The sequence below is a fragment of the Bordetella genomosp. 5 genome, assembly GCF_002261315.1.
Classification (GTDB): domain Bacteria; phylum Pseudomonadota; class Gammaproteobacteria; order Burkholderiales; family Burkholderiaceae_B; genus Bordetella.
In genome coordinates this window covers 226,265-242,101 of record NZ_NEVP01000007.1, presented here as the reverse complement: position 1 = coordinate 242,101, position 15,837 = coordinate 226,265, and the positions used below count along the sequence as shown (strand labels likewise).

The 15,837-nt window shown below is 69.0% G+C and carries 18 protein-coding genes; 7 read left to right on the top strand and 11 right to left on the bottom strand.

Translation table 11 applies throughout. The annotated features are described in order from the left end of the window. Positions 1-18 precede the first annotated feature (18 nt). Complete coding sequence (locus CAL25_RS13105) at positions 19-1,002, top strand: Bug family tripartite tricarboxylate transporter substrate binding protein (RefSeq protein ID WP_094800638.1); 984 nt, start codon at positions 19-21, stop codon at positions 1,000-1,002. A 34-nt stretch (positions 1,003-1,036) separates the two neighbouring features. On the opposite strand, the gene CAL25_RS13100 is transcribed toward CAL25_RS13105, so the two are convergent. The 5 genes from CAL25_RS13100 to CAL25_RS13080 all read right to left on the bottom strand — a co-directional run bounded on the left by CAL25_RS13100 (position 1,037) and on the right by CAL25_RS13080 (position 5,860). Beyond that, positions 1,037-1,681, bottom strand: a complete 645-nt coding sequence (locus CAL25_RS13100; RefSeq protein ID WP_094800636.1) for a LysE family translocator — start codon at positions 1,679-1,681, stop codon at positions 1,037-1,039. A 74-nt stretch (positions 1,682-1,755) separates the two neighbouring features. Then, complete coding sequence (locus tag CAL25_RS13095; protein ID WP_249279064.1) at positions 1,756-2,655, bottom strand: helix-turn-helix transcriptional regulator; 900 nt, start codon at positions 2,653-2,655, stop codon at positions 1,756-1,758. Beyond that, a complete protein-coding gene (locus CAL25_RS13090) occupies positions 2,598-3,257 on the bottom strand; it encodes a hypothetical protein (protein ID WP_094800632.1) in 660 nt (219 codons plus the stop codon). The genes CAL25_RS13095 and CAL25_RS13090 overlap by 58 nt, the downstream gene beginning before the upstream one ends. 9 nt (positions 3,258-3,266) lie before the next feature. Beyond that, a complete protein-coding gene (locus CAL25_RS13085; protein WP_094800630.1) occupies positions 3,267-3,629 on the bottom strand; it encodes a response regulator in 363 nt (120 codons plus the stop codon). Further along, positions 3,626-5,860 (bottom strand): ATP-binding protein, encoded by a 2,235-nt coding sequence (locus CAL25_RS13080; protein WP_094800628.1) that lies wholly within the window; start codon positions 5,858-5,860, stop codon positions 3,626-3,628. The genes CAL25_RS13085 and CAL25_RS13080 overlap by 4 nt, the downstream gene beginning before the upstream one ends. A gap of 320 nt (positions 5,861-6,180) precedes the next feature. Between CAL25_RS13080 and CAL25_RS24525 the strand changes: the two genes are divergently transcribed. Beyond that, positions 6,181-6,429: an oxidoreductase-like domain-containing protein gene (locus CAL25_RS24525; protein WP_094800804.1), complete on the top strand. Its 249-nt coding sequence runs from the start codon at positions 6,181-6,183 to the stop codon at positions 6,427-6,429. Between the two features lie 125 nt (positions 6,430-6,554). Here CAL25_RS24525 and CAL25_RS13070 read toward each other — a convergent pair whose 3' ends face one another. From CAL25_RS13070 to CAL25_RS13060, 3 genes are all read right to left on the bottom strand, one after another. Beyond that, positions 6,555-7,031, bottom strand: coding sequence for a copper resistance protein NlpE (locus CAL25_RS13070; RefSeq protein WP_094800626.1), 477 nt, complete (start codon positions 7,029-7,031; stop codon positions 6,555-6,557). Positions 7,032-7,102: 71 nt separating this feature from the next. Beyond that, positions 7,103-8,134, bottom strand: a complete 1,032-nt coding sequence (locus CAL25_RS13065; protein WP_094800624.1) for a LysR family transcriptional regulator — start codon at positions 8,132-8,134, stop codon at positions 7,103-7,105. Between the two features lie 52 nt (positions 8,135-8,186). Then, positions 8,187-9,956 (bottom strand): peptidase M14, encoded by a 1,770-nt coding sequence (locus CAL25_RS13060; protein WP_094800622.1) that lies wholly within the window; start codon positions 9,954-9,956, stop codon positions 8,187-8,189. A gap of 208 nt (positions 9,957-10,164) precedes the next feature. Here CAL25_RS13060 and CAL25_RS13055 point away from each other — a divergent pair, with 208 nt between their 5' ends. Both CAL25_RS13055 and CAL25_RS13050 read left to right on the top strand, forming a co-directional pair. Beyond that, positions 10,165-10,485: a hypothetical protein gene (locus tag CAL25_RS13055; protein ID WP_094800620.1), complete on the top strand. Its 321-nt coding sequence runs from the start codon at positions 10,165-10,167 to the stop codon at positions 10,483-10,485. Between the two features lie 104 nt (positions 10,486-10,589). Next, a complete protein-coding gene (locus CAL25_RS13050; protein WP_094800618.1) occupies positions 10,590-10,826 on the top strand; it encodes a DUF3820 family protein in 237 nt (78 codons plus the stop codon). A 51-nt stretch (positions 10,827-10,877) separates the two neighbouring features. Here the strand turns inward: CAL25_RS13050 and CAL25_RS13045 are convergent, their stop codons facing one another. Next, on the bottom strand, positions 10,878-11,768 hold the full coding sequence (locus tag CAL25_RS13045; RefSeq protein WP_094800616.1) for a LysR family transcriptional regulator: 891 nt from the start codon (positions 11,766-11,768) through the stop codon (positions 10,878-10,880). A 94-nt stretch (positions 11,769-11,862) separates the two neighbouring features. Here CAL25_RS13045 and CAL25_RS13040 point away from each other — a divergent pair, with 94 nt between their 5' ends. The 3 genes from CAL25_RS13040 (at position 11,863) to CAL25_RS13030 (ending at position 13,745) form a co-directional block, all read left to right on the top strand. After that, positions 11,863-12,627, top strand: a complete 765-nt coding sequence (locus CAL25_RS13040) for a sulfite exporter TauE/SafE family protein (RefSeq protein ID WP_094800802.1) — start codon at positions 11,863-11,865, stop codon at positions 12,625-12,627. Positions 12,628-12,774: 147 nt separating this feature from the next. Continuing rightward, a complete protein-coding gene (locus tag CAL25_RS13035; protein ID WP_094800614.1) occupies positions 12,775-13,377 on the top strand; it encodes an NUDIX domain-containing protein in 603 nt (200 codons plus the stop codon). Between the two features lie 47 nt (positions 13,378-13,424). Then, positions 13,425-13,745 carry a 2Fe-2S iron-sulfur cluster-binding protein gene (locus tag CAL25_RS13030; RefSeq protein WP_249279062.1) on the top strand — a complete coding sequence of 107 codons (321 nt, stop codon included), beginning with the start codon at positions 13,425-13,427 and terminating at the stop codon, positions 13,743-13,745. 12 nt (positions 13,746-13,757) lie between these two features. On the opposite strand, the gene CAL25_RS13025 is transcribed toward CAL25_RS13030, so the two are convergent. Together CAL25_RS13025 and fnr are read right to left on the bottom strand one after the other, a co-directional pair. Then, positions 13,758-14,867 carry a hypothetical protein gene (locus CAL25_RS13025; protein ID WP_249279071.1) on the bottom strand — a complete coding sequence of 370 codons (1,110 nt, stop codon included), beginning with the start codon at positions 14,865-14,867 and terminating at the stop codon, positions 13,758-13,760. A 35-nt stretch (positions 14,868-14,902) separates the two neighbouring features. Then, positions 14,903-15,631: a fumarate/nitrate reduction transcriptional regulator Fnr gene (gene fnr, locus CAL25_RS13020; protein ID WP_094800611.1), complete on the bottom strand. Its 729-nt coding sequence runs from the start codon at positions 15,629-15,631 to the stop codon at positions 14,903-14,905. Positions 15,632-15,837 lie beyond the last annotated feature (206 nt).

Sequence of the window (15,837 nt, the reverse complement as noted above, 5' to 3'; positions counted from 1 at the left end):
AGCTCGAGGAGACAAGACATGTCCATGACGCTGCGCCGCCTGCTGGGCGGCCTGATTCCATCGTTGTGCCTGACGCTGGCCGCGCTGCCGGCCCAGGCGGCTTCCTTTCCGCAAGGCCCGGTGCGCCTGAACGTGGGCTTTCCGCCCGGCACCGGCCCCGACATCGTCGCCCGCACGCTCGGCCAGTATCTCGGGCCGCGCCTGGGCGAAAGCGTGGTCGTCGAGAACAAGGTCGGCGCGGGCGGACAGATCGCCGCCCAGACGGTGGCGCGCGCCGCGCCCGATGGCCAGAACATTCTGCTCGGCGAGGTCGGGTCGATCAGCATCGCGCCCGCCACGTATTCCAATCTGAACTACGATCCCGCGCGCGATTTCGCGCCGATCTCGGAGGTGGTGCGCGCCGACTTCGTGTTGGTTGTGCCCGCAACCGCCACGGAGAAGGATCTCGCGGCCTTCGTGCAAAGCGCCAAGGGCGCGTCCGACCGGATCAACTTCGCCACCTTCGGCGCCGGCACGCCCGGCCACTTCGGCGCGGAGCTCTTCGCACGCGAGGCCGGCCTGCGCATCGAGCCCGTGCACTACCGCTCGACCGGCGACGCCATCACGGCGCTGGCCTCGGGCAGTGTGCAGGCCGCGTTCGTGACCACCGCGCTGGCCGTGCCCCAGGTGCAGGGCGGCAAGATGCGCGCGCTGGCCACCACCGGCAAGCAGCGTTCGCCCGCGCTGCCGGATGTCCCCACCTTTACCGAACGGGGCCTGTCGGCCGTCGACTTCGGCGCCTGGTTCGCGCTGTTCGCGCCGGCCGGCACGCCGGACGCCGTGCTCGACAAGCTGCAGGCCGACAGCGCGGCCGCGTTGCGCGAGCCGGCGGCCGCCCGCACGCTCAGCGAAGCCGGCTTCGTCGTCGTCGGCGGTGACCGGGCCGCGATGCGTCAGCTGCTCGAGCAGGAGTCGCGCCGCTGGTCGGAGGTGGTGAAGGCCACGGGCTTCAAGGCCAACTGAGGCCCGACGCGCGCGGGGCAGCGCCGTGCAAGGCTCATTGCCGCAGCAGCGCCGCCGCGCCGGCCAATCCGATCAGGGCCAGGACCACGCCGGTGATGCGGCCGATCCGCACATGGTGGCGGGCATAGCGCCGCACCATGGCGGGGTGGCGCAACGCCGCGGCCACCAGGGCGTCCCACACGAACACCACGGCCACCATCCAGGCGCCATACAGTGCCTGCGTGGCGGCCGTGGCGCGTTCGGTGAGCAGGGCGAACAGGCTGGCATAGAACAGCGCGTTCTTCGGATTGATCAGGCCGCAGCCCAGCCCGGTGGCGAAGGCCGCGAGGCCTGCATGGCGAGATGGCGTGCGGACGGGCGTGGCGTCCGCGCCGGGCGGCATCCCGACCGCTTGAGCGTGCCGCCAGAACAGTTGCCCGAGGTAGAGCAGGTAGCCGCACCCCGCCCACTGCAGTGCCTGCAGCAACCAGGCGCCCTCGTTCAGCGCGGCCAGTCCCGCCACGGCCAGGACCACGAAGATGCCATTGGCGCTCGCGATGCCGGCGCACAGCGGCAATGTGCGGCGCCAGCCCATCAGCATGCTGCTGCGCGCGATCAGCACGAAATCCGGTCCTGGGCTCAGCAGCGCGAGGAAGTGCGCGCCGGCCACGACGCCAAATTGTTGCCACGCGAAGTCCATCCGTGCGCCCTCTCGACAAAGGCCGCAGTGTGGCGCGCCGGTGCCGGCGAAGATAGAACGAAAGTGCGGTCGCTTCAGTGCGCGGCGAGCGCGCGGTACTGGCCGGGCGTGGCGGCGACGCGGGCCTTGAAGACGCGCTGGAAATGGCTCTGGTCGGCAAAACCCAACGCGTGGGCGACCTCGGCCGGCGCCTGGCCAGCCTGCAGCAGCCGGCGCGCCTGTTGAATGCGCAGGTCGGTCTGGAACGCATGCGGCGTGATGCCGGTGCGCGCGCGGAAGGCGCGGATGAAGTGGTAGCGGCTCAGGCCCGCCTGGGCCGCGAGGTCGGCCACCGCATGGTTGCACGTGCAATCGTCACGCAGCAGCGCGATCACGCGGGTGATGCCGGGGTGCGAGGCGATCGTGTCGTCGCTTGCCGTGCCCGTCGCATGCGCGGCAGGGACGATCCAGCGCAAGCCGCCCACATACTCGATCAGCGCCGTTTCTTTGGCGGCGACGCCGCCCGCACCATGCAGCAGGTCGGTGAGGGCGCGCAGCGCAGAGGCCGCGCCCCGCCGCGTCACGACGGTGCTGCTGGCGACGCGCTGCCCGCTCTCGCGCCACAGCGCATCGCACCAGTCGGCATCGAGATGCAGCATGCGGTAGCTCCAGGCGGCATCGGGCAGGGGATTGCAGGCATGCACGACGCCGGCGGGCACCATGACGACGGAAGCAGGCGCCAGATCGTGGACGCGGTCCTGGCTGCTGAACCGGCTCGCGCCGCGTTCGACCATGCCGACCGACAGCGTGTCGTGCGCATGCGCCTGATAGCAGGCGCGGCTGTTCTGGGCGATGCGGCTTTCGGCGAAGGGCAGGGCGGGGTCGCGCCAGAAGCGGGCGGCACCGGCGCTGGTGCGTGGCGCGTCGGCCTCCGCGCTCACGCGGCCGAGGCTGCGCCCGGCGGGCAACGCAGGGTCCAGAGCGTGTCGCCGCACTCCGCGATCCAGCCGCCGGCATTGGCGAGCCATTGCATTTCGTTGGCGCGCACGGGCTCGGGCTGACCGTCCCAGGGCTGGGGAGGCTCTGCCCGGCCGGGTTGCGCCGTCCAGAAGCCGGGTCCGACCGATTCGATCGTGACCGCCTGGCCTTCGGGCAGGGTGTCGACCAGGGCGAGCAGCCACGCGATCATGACGTAGCGGGCGCTGAACTCGGGCAGGTCGGGACCTTCTTCGGTCTCGGGCAGATGGATTTGTTTGCCGGTCGCCATCAGGCGCGTGAACACCAGACGCCGGCATTCGGCCAGCAGCTTGCCGCTCGCCACGGTGCGCTGGCGGTCGATGAGCCAGTCATCGAGGCCGCGCAGCGACGCCACGCCTTCGTCGAGCAGGCTTTCCATGTCGCCCACGAGACGCTCGTGGCGCGCCTGCGCAACGACGTTGGTGGCGTCTTCGGGCACCTGGTGCAGCATCGCGGCGGCCAGCGCCGCGTTGGAGATCGGCCCGATGACATCGTGCCGCAGGACCGAAAACACATGAGCCAGTACCTTGAACCGGACTCCCTGGGCCTGAAGATCGTTTTGCCAGTCGAGCGTGACCATGAAATTACCTTAGGGTTGCGAGAGCAGCGCCAACAGTGCGTCGGGGTCGGCGGGCTTCTCGATCCAATCATCGAAGACATCGCCCCGGCCGTCGCCGCGCATGCGCGCGAGGCCGCTCAGGGCGATCAGACGGGGCGCCGGCCGGTGCTGTTGACGCAGCCGGCTGGCCAGTTCGTAGCCGTCGATATCCGGCAGCAGGATATCGAGGACCACCGTATGGGGTTGGAAGGCTTCGCAGGCGGCAAGCGCCTGCGCGCCGTCGTAGGCGACGCGTACGTCGAGCCCCGACAGCACCAGAAACTCGGATAGCAGCTCGGCCGCCATCTCGTTGTCGTCCACCAGCACAATGCGCGGGGCGGCCGTGTTGCTCAAGATTGTCCTCCGGGGGGCATGGGATGTTCGGGGTTGGCCGATTCCAGGCCCTGGGCGGCGGGGAGCGTCACGGTGAAGGTGACCAGGCCATCCTGGCAGGCCAGGGTCAGCGTGCCTTCGTGGGCGCGCACGACCTGGTCGGCGATATACAGGCCCAATCCTAACCCAGAACGGTTGCGATTCTGACCCAGCGATTCGGGCTTGAACGGCGAAAACAGGTGCGGACGCACCTCATCTGGGATCGGCGCGCCGTGATTGATGACGTCCAGCACCACATCCGTGCCCACCCGGCGCGCATGCACCCGGATCGGCTGGCGCTGGGCGCCATGCTGCCGGGCGTTGCTGAGCAGATTGGCGAGCACCTGGACGATGCGGTCGGGGTCGGCCCACAGGATCAGTTCGGGCTCGATCTGCGGCAGCAGGGTCAGGCCGGGAAAGGCGTGGCGCTTCTCGGCGATCAGGTTGTCGAGCAGTTGCGACAGGTCGCAGAGCTCATGTTGCAGGCCCAGGCCGATGCCGCCCTGCAGGCGCGACAGGTCGAGCACCTGCGAGATCAGGCGCTGCATGCGGCCGCTCGAATAGCGGATGCGCTCGCCCATCTTCGCGCCGGTATCGGTGCGCGACAGCAGCGTGGCGGCCATCGAGATCGATTGCAACGGATCGCGCAGATCGTGGCCCAGCATGGCCAGCAGCGCGATGCGGGCACGGTCGACATCGGCGGCGCGGCTGGTGGCGATGTGCGAGAGCTCGTCGCGCAGGTCATCGGCGGCGTCGACTTCGTGCGCGAGCCAGGGCAGGCTGGTCTGGCGCACGATCTCGCGCCAGGCTTCGAACGAGCCACGCGGCGTGAGGCGCGGGCCCTGATTGCCGACGGCGTATTGCTTCTCGGGCTTGCCGCCCCACACCAGTGTTTCGATCTGCTCGCGCCGCAACCACACCAGCCAGCCGTTGGCCATCGGGTCGAACTTGACGGCCAGCAGGCCGGCGTAGGGCACCAGATCGGTCTGCAGGTCGGGGAAGTCGCGGCCGATGTTGGTCGACTTGACCACGCGCTGGCCGGTCTGGTCCAGCGCGTTGAGGATGCCGGTGAGCTCGCCGCGCGGGGCGATGCCGTTGAAGACGGTAACGCTGTTGCCCCACAGGCACAGGGACGCGTCGCACGGCACGAGATCGCCCGGCGTCTGTTCGCCGCTCGCGAGCGCATTGTGCACGTCTTCCTGGCTCGAGGCGCGTTCGGTCAGGTTGCTCACCAGCGCGCTCGTCCGGCGCGCCCGCTCGAGTTGCGCGGCGCCCTCGAAGGTGGCGACGGCGGCCGACAGGACCTGGGCCAGGACTTCGCACGCCATGCGCACGCTGTACGGCACGTGGCGCGGGTTGAAGTGATGGCAGGCGATCATGCCCCAGAGCCGTCCGGCGACCACCAGCGAGATGCTCATGGACGCGCGCACGCCCATGTTCGTCATGTACTCGATGTGAATCGGCGAGACGCTGCGCAGTACGCTCAGGCTCAGGTCCAGCGGCGGCGAATCGTGGCGATCGGACAGGATGCGCACCGGGTAGTACTGCGCGTCGGCGATCAGCCGCAGGGTATTGGTGAGATACAGGCGGCGTGCCTGGGCCGGGATGTCCTCGGCCGGATAGCGCCGCCCTTGCCAGTCGTCCAGATCGGCGCGGCGGTCTTCGCGCACGATTTCGCCGCTGTCGTCGGGATGAAATCGATAGGCCATCACGCGGTCGAAGCCGGTCAGGCGGCGCACCTCGCGCACCGCTTGTTCGAGCAGGCTTTCGATCGAGCGCTGGCGGCGCAGTTGCTCGATGCTGCGATACGAGCGGTGGAGCGATCCGGCCTGAAAGCCGAGTTCGGGCGGACTGCGCTCGAACTCGATAATGATCAGGCCGTCGATGTTGAGATGGGCGACGACGTCATAACGCTCCGCGCCCGCGACCATGTCGAACGGGTCGAAGACCGGTTCTTCATCCGCGGGGGTGCGCAGCCATTCGGCGAGATGGCGGTCGAGTGGCCGGGGCAGCCCTTGTGGCGTGACCGGCTGACCCAGCACCATGGTCGTGCCTAGCGTGGCCGAGGCATTGGTGCTGACGTAACGCAGAACCCCTTTCCGGTCGATGGCGATGAGCGCGCCCTGGGGCTGGATGGCCCCGGGGATATGGATGGGCTCTTTATCGCAATTGGCCAGCGTTACAGCGGGCGCACTGGGCGGGTATGGGGTCATCTGGTGCTTTTTTGCCAAGGTTAACCCTGGCGGAGGAAAGACCAGTTGCTAATGCGGGTCTCGACGCTGGGAGCATTATGTCAAAGAAATTTGCACCCTACGAGCGTTGAGTATCGCAATGTTTCGACTTCGGGCGGCCAACGCCGTTTGACCGGCGTCGACCGGACGAGGCTGTTACATGCCAATGACGCGTTCCGGTTACAGCGAGGGAGGCGTTTGGCATACTGGGCGGCATGAAGCGAGCCTCCCCCACTGTCCCCCGCCCGGCCGCTGCGCGCCCGCCGGCCCCGAGCGGGCCGACGAGCCGCGACGCGTCGGCCGTGGATGCGTCCCTAGTTCACTCGCCGGCGGTCAGTGGCTCTGAGTCAGAGCCCTCCGCGGCAGAGGCGTTCCCCGCGGGCACGCCAGCGCGCGTTACCGACCCGCGTCCGCTCCCGCCCGAGCCCCCGTTGCCGGGTGATTGCTGTCAGAGCGGGTGCATTCCGTGCGTCTACGATCTGTACGAGGAGGCGCGCGAGCGCTACCTCGCCGCGCTGCAGGCCTGGGAGGCGCGCCAACACGGCGAGTGAGCGGCTCGGCGGCGCGTGGCCACTGGCGCACGGCTAGTGGCGCACGGCCAGTGGCGCACGGCGAGTGGCGCACGGCCAGTGGCGCACGATTGGGCGGTTAGGCGCGCATGGCTAGCGGGGTGCGGCTAGCGGCGCGCGGACGTGCGGACCAGCACGTACTTCTGCGCCATCGGGCCCGTGGGGCGCGAGCCGTCCTGGTACAGCATGGTCAACCGGTTCTCGCCCACCAGATAGCGTTGGTTGGCGCCCGCGGCGTCGAGCTGGATGGTCACGCCGTCCGGCAGCCACGTGAAACGCCCCTGCGCGGTCTGGGGCGCGGCCTGACGATCCTGATACTGGCTCTGCAACTGATAGGTATTGTCCTGCTGCAGGGTCAGCCGGGTGCGGATGCCCGGGCAGTCGGCGCAGGGGAGCATGCCTTCGTACAGCCCCGGCCAGTCGAGCGAGGTGCGGGAGGTGTCGCCCAGGGGCGTGACGGGCGCCCCGTTCATCGGCGCCGCGGGCGGCGGCGGCGGGGGCGGCGGATTGGTGCGAATTTCCTCGGGGCCGCCGCAGCCCGCCAGGATCACCGCGAACGCAAGTGCAGGAAGCACGGGTTTCATGTCGATCTCCTTAATGGCATGAGGGAGACGTTCAACGTACCTGAATCCCGGCGTCCTGCACGTCGGCGCGGTTACGGATTGTGTGCCGCGCCCGGTGGGGGCGGCGGCATGAAGCCCGCGTCGGAGGTGGTCAGCGGCGCGAGCGAGGGATCGCCACCGGTGATGGGCAGGGGCGCCTGCGCCGCGCCGTGCAGCAGCTCCAGAAAGCGCGCGGCGCAGGCGCTGCGCGGACGGTCACGTCGCACGATCGTGCCGTAGGCGGACAGCGAGTGGCGGATCCGGTACGGCAGAATGCGCACGAGGCCATGGCGTTCGTAGCGGCCGGCCACCGATTCGGGAATCACGCCGATCATGTCGGTCTTCGCCACCAGATTGGTGGTGGTCAGGATGGACATCGTTTCGATGGCCCCGCGCGGCACGGCACAGTCATTGGCCCGAAACTCCTGTTCGACCACTTCGCGCACCGGGCTGCCCTGCGGTTGCAGAATCCAGCAAAAGGCCCGCAAGGCCTCGAAGCTCACGTCCGACAGGGCCGCGAGCGGATGGTCGACCGCGGCGATCACCGAAAGCGCCTCGTCTTCGATGGGCCGGAAGGCGTAATCGTGCGCCGGCAGGCTGAGCATGCGGCCCAGCACCACATCGAGCTCGCCCTCGTGCAGGCGGCTGATCAGCATGTCGCTCGTGCCGGTGAGGATCTCGACGGCGAGCAGCGGGTACTCGCGCTTGAGTTGCACCAGGGCATCCGTGAGCGGGCCGGGCGAGGCGGCCATGATGCTGCCGATCGACAGCTTGCCGCCGCCACCCAGCCGGATATCGTCCAGCTCGCGCGCCAGCGAAGCCAGGGTGCCGCGCATGCCGCGAAAATAACTGAGCACACAGGCACCCGAGGGCGTCAGGGCAAGGCCACGTCCGACCCGGTCGAACAGGCGCTGGCCGAGCGCGTTCTCGAGTTCCTGCAGCATCTTGCTCGCCGCCGGCTGGGTCATGCCCAGCGCCTCGGCGGCGCTGCGCAGCGTGGTGTGCTCCTCGATCGCGAGCAGCAGGGCCACCTGCCGCATGCGCAAGCGGTCCAGCAGCGGCGATGCGTCGAGAGAGGAAGTCATGAGGCGCCTCGATTGATAAGCTCAGGATATCGATGGATGCGAAGCCTGCATTTTACGGAAAGCGTTCGCCGCCCTGCGCGGCGCGATAGGCCGCCACGGCCGCCAGCACGGTCTCCATCTGCACCGTGTGCGCGAAGCGATAGCGCTCGCCGTAGACGGTTTCGTCGGGAAACTCGGAGATCAGCGTAAGTGGCGCCGTTTCGCGATCGCTGGCCGATACCTGCACCGGAATGCCGTGCCTCAGGTCGAACCCGGGCTCCAGCGCGTGCGCCTCGGCCAGGGCGAGCTGCCGCGCGTTGAAGGCCGCCAGATCCGGCACGGCGCGCGCCACCCGAATCGCCACCGCGTCGACGAGTGCCTCGGCCTCGGCTTCCAGGCCGGGATGATGGCGCAACAGCAGAAAGAAGCCCTTGGGCAAGGTCCAGCGTTCGAAATTGCGGGGCAGGTAGCCCGACAAGGGCCGGGTCCATTCGTGCGCCGGATAGCCGTGCAGATTGATATGAAGACGGGCGCCGCTGCGCGCGAGCGCTTCGCGGCGGGCGGCCAGTTCGAACAGCGGCTCGCGTTCGCGATAGGCGATGTCGTCGCCCAGCGCGCTGTAGCGCGCCGCGTGGTGCATGTGGCGCGGATGCACGCCGCGCAACTGCTCGAACATCGCATAGCCATCGGGGTTTTCGCAGGCGATGAGCGCGAAGTGGGCGTTGCCGCTGTCGATGAGACGCCGGGCGGCTCGCAGGGCGCCCACGACGCCGGAGGTTTCGTTGGCGTGCTGCGCGCCGGAGATCAGCACGGCCGGTCCGGGGCCGTGCACGTAGGTGCCGCTCACCTCGCGCCGCTGCCGGGTGGGGGCCACGATGGGCGTGCCGCCGCAGTCCTGTACCAGCGCGGCGATCTCGCCCGCGGACAGTGGCGTGGTGCGCGCCGCCAGCGCGCCGTCGGGCGGCTGCATCGTAAACGGCTCGGGCGCCTCGAAGGCCTCGAGCGCGATGCGCAGGCGCGCCGGCCCGTCGGTCAAGCGGATGTCCGGCGCGATCTGGCCGGGTTGCAGGCCGCGATCGCCCATCGGCCGGTCGGCGTGGCGCTGGAAAAACTCCAGCAATGAGAAGTAAGCGTCTTCGTGCAGGCCTTCGCAGGTGCTGACGAGGTCTTCGTCCACCGGCAGCGCGTACTCGATGCCCGGGATGTCGGCACGAATCGACAGGCGTTCGAAGTACGGTTCCGATGTCCCCCAGGCATGCTGCGTGATCGCCTGCATCATCGCGTCGTACACGGCCTGGTATTCCGTGCGGACGGGGCCATCGTGCGCGTTCTCTCCGTGAGCGTGCGTCACGCACAGCCAGCCCGTGGGCGAGAGCTGTGTCAGCCCGTCCGCGGCGGGCGAACGCGTTTGCGGCGCGCTCACCCGCGCCGTGCGCTGGCTGCCGTCGCGGTACGTGAGGACCACCTCGTACCCCGGCACGTCGCCGGACACCTGGCCGCCGGGCGCGAAGCGCACCGTGGCCGGCGCGAGCAACGCCACCAGCGGGTAGGCCTCGAGCGTGTAGCGGTTCGGCGCGGCGTCGGGATGGATCGGATACGTGATGTGAGCGTCGACCAGATCCTCGCGCTCGGCCTCTTCCAGAAAATAATGCAGCAGCGGCTTGTAGGCGCTGCGCAGCCGCGCCTGCACGCCGGCCTGGGCAAGCCGCGCTTCGGCGGCCCGCCGGGCCGGCGCATCCTCGAACAGCCAGCCTTCGAGCATGGCGCCACGCCAGGCCGGCGTGGCATAGGTCCGGACCCAGGTGTCGAGGGTGCGAGGAAACGTCTTGTCCAGCAGGATCATCCCGTGCTCCGTGGTTGCGTGCGCCGGGCATTATCGGCTGCCGGGCCGGCTCGTCCCCATGCGGGGTTTCCCGGCGGGCGGCGTTGTTTCGCTTTGGCACCAATGTCTCGGCGGCGTAACGCCCGATCGTCCCTGGCAGGGAATACGATCGAAACGCCCGGCGGCAGGCGCATGGCGCCCTGTCCGTCCGTTCAGTCAGGAGAAATCGATGAAACAAAGACTGCTCACCCTTTGCGCGATCGCCGCGCTCGCGGCCGGTTCCGTTGCACACGCCCAGGCCGTGCAGGAATACAGCTTTCCGAACACGCAGCAAGGCAACCTCTCGCCGCCGTCGACGCTGCGGATCACGGAAAGCGGCGGCACCGTCGCCGCGCCGCCGCCCCCGATCCGCGATACCCCGCAAAGCGTGCGCGAGTACGAGCGTTGCCGTACCGTGTCCGACCGCGCCGCGGTCACCAATCAGCAGCGTCAGGACGGCGTGGCGCAGTGCCTGAAAGAGCTGCAATTGCGCCGCCAGGCGGGGCAGTAAGCCGGCAGCGCGCGGGCGGGCGGCCGCCAGCACGATCGGCAGCAGGGCGGCATCGAGCGCTTCGGCCTCGCGGCATAATCGCGCTTTCTTCAGTGGCCGTGTCCATGGATCCCGAACTGCTCAACCTGCTGGTGCGCCGCCAGATGCCTTATGGCAAGTACGAAGGCCGCCTGATCGCCGATCTGCCCGGCCACTATCTCGGCTGGTTCGCGCGCAATGGATTTCCCAAGGGCGAGATCGGCCGCCTGCTCGCGCTCATGTACGAGCTCGACCACAACAATCTGCGGCCTCTGCTCGACCCCCTGCGCGAGGGCGGCAAGCCGGCGGGGCCACCCGCCTGAGGCTGCGCCACCGCGCCCGCGCCCGGGCGCGGTCCGGGTTCGACCAGCCGATTACGCGGGCCGACGCAAGGTGTCGACCAGCGCCTGCACATACCCCGGCGACTGCGCGAGCCCCCGCACGCACAGCACCAGTTGCCGGTTGGCCCAGGGATCGGTCAGTTCGAGCCGCCTGACCCGCGCCGTGCGGCGCAGCCGCTGGGCCGACGAGTTCGGCAAGACCGCCACCCCCACGCCGCGCTCCACCATGCGCAGCACCGCCGAGAACGTGCGCAGCCGCACCCGCGCTCGCAGGCGCTGGCCGGCGCGCGCGGCCTGGTCGTCGAGGTGGGCCGACAGCGCGCTGGCGGTCTCCAGGCCCACGTAGTCGTGGCGCAGCGTTTCCACGAAGCGCACGGGGGCGTCGCGCCGGGCCAGTTCATGGTCGGGCGGCACCAGCAGCACCAGGCGGTCATCGCGAAACGGCAGCACGTCCAGACCGCTCAGGTCGACGGCGTTCGACAGGATGCCCACATCGGCCACGCCCTGCGAGACCGCGGGCACGATGCGATAGCTGGGCTGCTCCTGCAGTTCCACGTCCACGTTCGGATAGGCGCGCAGGAAGTCGGCCAGCGGATCCGGCAGGAATTCCGACATGACGGCGGTGTTGCACCACAGCCGCACCTGACCCTTGAAGCCGAGCGCGTACTCGCCCAGATCCTCTTCCATCCGGTTGACCTGTTGCAGCAGGCCGCGCGCATGGTGGGCCAGCGCGACGCCGGCCGGCGTGGGCGTGACGCCGCGGCGCTCGCGCGTGACCAGCGCGGTGCCGACCGAGGTCTCGAGGGCACGCAGCCGCGCGCTGGCCGACGGCAGCGCCAGGTGGGACAGCGCCGCGCCGGCGGTGATGCTGCCGGCATCGACGATGTGCAGGAACAGGCGCAGATCGGTCAGGTCGAAATGCATGGCGGTCTCTGAAGGTGCTGCCTACGGAAAAGCCGAAGGCAGACTCAGTTTATTGCGCATTTTCAAACCGTGGCGCGGGGCGCAAGATGCGGCCATGCATGCACTCACCGAATTCTATGAAAACGCCGGCCCGGCCCTCTCCGCGATGGTGCTGGGCGCGTTCCTGCTGGCCGGCACCGTCAAGGGTTGCATCGGCCTGGGTCTGCCCACCGTCGCGATCGGACTGTTGAGTCTGGCTATGCCCGCGCCGCAGGCTGCCGCGCTGCTGATCGTGCCCTCGCTGGTCACCAACGTCTGGCAATGCCTGGTGGGCGGCCAGTTCTGGATGCTGCTGCGCCGGCTCGGGCCCATGCTGATCGCGATCTGCGTGGGCAACGCCCTGGGCGCCTATTGGCTCGCCGGCACCGCGGTCGAGGGGGCGTCCAGCCTGCTGGGCTGTGCGCTGCTGCTGTACGCGGCGCTGGGGCTGGCGGCCGTGCGGATGCAGGTGCCGCCTCGGGCCGAGCCCTGGCTGGGCCCGCTCGTGGGCGGCGCCACCGGCCTCGTCACGGCGGCCACCGGCGTCTTCGTGGTGCCGGTGGTGCCTTACCTGCAGGCGCTCGGCCTCGACCGCAACGCGCTCGTGCAGGCGATGGGCATTTCCTTCATGGTGTCCACGCTCGCGATGGCGGGCGGCCTGATCTACAGCGGCGCGCTGGGCACGGGCGAGGCCAGCGCCTCGGTGCTCGCCGTGCTGCCGGCGCTCGCCGGCATGGCGCTCGGTGGCTGGCTGCGCCAGCGCGTCAGCGAAAAGGCGTTCAAGCGCGGCTTCTTCATCGCTTTGTTTTTGCTGGGGGGACACCTCCTGTTCGCAGGCTGAAGGCTGCTGGCCGACGGCGAACACGCAGCGAGGTGCATCGGCATGGGGTATCGCGTTCCGCTTGCGGACCTCGATACCCCGCTTTTTTTGTCGCGCGGTCGGGCCGTGCAATAAGATGACGGCTCGCATCTCCCTGTCAGGCTTTCCATGTCCGATTCGCATCTCGACCTCAGTCAGGCCCCCGAGGGCCACCTCACCGAAACCCTGGAATCCAGCGAGTCCGTCTATCGCGGCCGTTTCCTGCACATCAAGAACGACATGGTGCGGTTGCCCAACGGCAACGTCGCCTCGCGCGAATACGTGGTGCATCCGGGCGCGGTCGTGATCATTCCCCTGCTCGACGACGGCCGCATTCTGCTGGAGCGCCAGTTCCGCTACCCGGTGGGCCAGGTGATGACGGAGTTTCCGGCCGGCAAGCTCGATCCGGGCGAAGACCCGCTCGCCTGCGCCAAGCGCGAGCTCTTCGAAGAGACCGGCTACACCGCCGGCGAATGGGCCAAGGCGGGCATCCTGCACCTGGCCATCGCCTACTCCACCGAGATCATCCACATCTATTTCGCCCGCGGCCTGCGTGCCGGCGAACGTCAGCTCGACGACGACGAATTCCTCGACGTGCGCAGCGCCTCGGTCGACGAGTTTCTCGCCGCCTGTCAGCGCGGTGAAGTGACCGACGCCAAGACGCTCACATGCACCCTCTGGCTGCAGAACGCGCTGAGCGGCGCGTGGTCCCTGCCGTGGCAAGCGGCCTGACGCCGCCGGCGCAAGGGAACGCCGATCCGGCGGCTCCGAGCCATCGCGTGACGCTGCAGCCGTCGGGCTGGCAGTACGACGCACCGCAGGGCCAGTCCCTGATGCGGGCCGCGCGCGCGGTCGGCATCAGGCTGCCGAGCTCCTGCCGCAACGGCACCTGCCGCGCCTGCATGTGCATGCTGGTCAGCGGCGAGGTGCGTTATGAGATCGAATGGCCCGGCGTGACGCGCGAGGAGCGCGAAGAGGGCTGGATGCTGCCCTGTGTGGCGCACGCGCAAAGCGATGTGGTGCTCGAGGTGCCCGACGCGGTGCGTATCGAGCCTGCTTCGACCGCGCCGCGCCAGCGCCTCACCGGCGCGCAGCGCTGAAGATCCGCGGTCTCAGGGCTCGATCGGCAGGCACGGCGCGCCTTTGGGCAACGGTGACGTGGTGTCGCCGAGCAAGGCCCGCGCGCCGCACGTCGAGCCGAACATGGCCGTCGAACTGTGTCCCACGCCCACGACCTGCTGCGCCTGATGCCGCGTGGCGGGCCAGTCGGTGTGCCGCTGCGCCAGCCAGGCCTCGTAGCGCCAATAGCCGGTGCCGCGCGCCCAGCGCGTGGCACCCTGGGCCTCGGCGCCGCAGGTCTTGTCGAGATACTGGTGTTCGGGATTGTTGTCGGCGCTGCCCAGCAGATAGGTCACGTTGCGCTGCAGATATCGCGCGGCGAGTTTGAGCGGATCGGTGACCGACGAGTACGGCGGCATCTGGTCCGGCCCATACTTGTACTGGGTGTAAGTGGGACAAATACCGCGCTCATAGGGGGCGAAACCGCGGCCATCGGCGCGCGGCCGCTCCGGCGTGAGGTACAGATACGACGACGGGTTGGCCACCACGTAGCGCAGGATCAGGCCCGTCTTGCGCAAGGACTCGTCGGCATCGTTGAGCACGGCGTAGCGATGCACCAGCTGAGCGCCGGCGGAGTGGCCGGCGATGACCAGCTCGCGCAGGGCGGGCAGCCGGCCCTGCGCCGTGAGCTCGCGCGCCAGATCGTCGAGCACCTGGATCGAAGTCACGGCGGGTGGGCGGTCCTTCAGGGTCATGCTGGCCGCGCCGTCTTCCCAGCTGGCGCGACGCCATGCCGGCATGCGTCCGAAGCCGGCATCGATCGCGCTGGCGAACTTGGGCGCCACGATGAGCGTGTCGTCGGCGCGTTCCGGGTTGGCGTGATAGAGCTGCGCGACCGATTCGAAGGCGCGATTGGCGTCGCGCGTGACGCCATGGACCACGATCACGACACGGCGGATGCCGCGCAGATCGTCTTCCTGGAGATTCTTGCTGGTGTAGACCGGAAACGCATAGCGTCGGCCGGGTTTGCCCAGCTCGATCGGGCGCCAGGGCGGCGTGGTGACCGGCGCGGGCACGACCGGGGCGGCGTAGGGATCATGGCCTTCGGCGGGCTGGCCGGCGAGCTGGGCGTGGGCTGGCCACGCGCAGCAGAGCGCGGCCAGCGCGGCCGTGGCGGGCCAGCACGTGCGCGGCGCGTTCAGCAATGTTCCTGGCCCAGCAGCTCGAGCAGGGCCGCGTGATCGAGGATGCGCACTTCGCGCTGGTTGATGCGGATCAGGCCCTCGCGCGCAAAGCGCGACAGCAGGCGCGAGACGGTCTCGAGCGTGAGGCCCAGGTAGTTGCCGATCTCTTCGCGGCTCATGCGCAGCACGAATTCGCTCGAGGAGTAGCCCAGGGCGGCGTAGCGTTGCGACAGGTTGAGCAGGAAGGCGGCCACGCGCTGCTCGGAGCGCATCGAGCCCAGCGTGGCGAGCATCTGATGCGAGCGCGAGATCTCGCGGCTCATCAGGCGCCGGAACTGCTGCTGCAGGCTCGGCAGATGGGTGGCCACGCGATCGATCTCGGGCAGGCGGATGACGCAGACCTCGGAGTCTTCGAGCGCGACGGCGTTGGAGACATGGCGGCCTTCGATCATGCCGTCGAAACCCACGATCTCCCCCGGCAGGTGAAAGCCGGTGATCTGCAGTTGTCCCGACGCGTCTTCGAGCTGGGTCTTGAGCGAGCCGAAGCGCACGCCATAGACCGCGTCGAGCGGGGCGTCGAGCTCGTACAGCGGCTTGCCCTTTTCGACACGCACGCGTTCCTTGACCAGGTCGTCGAGCTTTTCGACTTCGCTCGCGGCCATGCCGACGGGAATGCAGACGTGACCGAGCATGCAGCTCGAACAATGTGCGGCATCCGGCGAAATGGCAACCCGTTTTTGCATAGTGACCTCGAGGCTTGAACACCGGCTTTGAGCTAGGCCCGCCGGTTGGTGTTACGTCTGGCGCGCACGCGAGTGTGCGTACCAAATGTGTATAGCGTCGTTACATTGTAGTCCCGCTGGCGCCATCGTAGCGACTCCGGGTGTCAGCGGTGTGATGACGCGCCCGGATTATGTGTAGCGACCCTTTGGTCGCAAGGCCGGGCGCG

Coding starts and splice junctions, on each gene's coding strand:
- CAL25_RS13105 (WP_094800638.1), top strand. CDS start 19: ATGTCCATGACGCTGCGCCGCCTGCTGGGCGGCCTGATTCCATCGTTG.
- CAL25_RS13100 (WP_094800636.1), bottom strand. CDS start 1,681: ATGGACTTCGCGTGGCAACAATTTGGCGTCGTGGCCGGCGCGCACTTC.
- CAL25_RS13090 (WP_094800632.1), bottom strand. CDS start 3,257: ATGGTCACGCTCGACTGGCAAAACGATCTTCAGGCCCAGGGAGTCCGG.
- CAL25_RS13080 (WP_094800628.1), bottom strand. CDS start 5,860: ATGACCCCATACCCGCCCAGTGCGCCCGCTGTAACGCTGGCCAATTGC.
- CAL25_RS13070 (WP_094800626.1), bottom strand. CDS start 7,031: ATGAAACCCGTGCTTCCTGCACTTGCGTTCGCGGTGATCCTGGCGGGC.
- CAL25_RS13065 (WP_094800624.1), bottom strand. CDS start 8,134: ATGACTTCCTCTCTCGACGCATCGCCGCTGCTGGACCGCTTGCGCATG.
- CAL25_RS13060 (WP_094800622.1), bottom strand. CDS start 9,956: ATGATCCTGCTGGACAAGACGTTTCCTCGCACCCTCGACACCTGGGTC.
- CAL25_RS13055 (WP_094800620.1), top strand. CDS start 10,165: ATGAAACAAAGACTGCTCACCCTTTGCGCGATCGCCGCGCTCGCGGCC.
- CAL25_RS13050 (WP_094800618.1), top strand. CDS start 10,590: ATGGATCCCGAACTGCTCAACCTGCTGGTGCGCCGCCAGATGCCTTAT.
- CAL25_RS13045 (WP_094800616.1), bottom strand. CDS start 11,768: ATGCATTTCGACCTGACCGATCTGCGCCTGTTCCTGCACATCGTCGAT.
- CAL25_RS13040 (WP_094800802.1), top strand. CDS start 11,863: ATGCATGCACTCACCGAATTCTATGAAAACGCCGGCCCGGCCCTCTCC.
- CAL25_RS13035 (WP_094800614.1), top strand. CDS start 12,775: ATGTCCGATTCGCATCTCGACCTCAGTCAGGCCCCCGAGGGCCACCTC.
- fnr (WP_094800611.1), bottom strand. CDS start 15,631: ATGCAAAAACGGGTTGCCATTTCGCCGGATGCCGCACATTGTTCGAGC.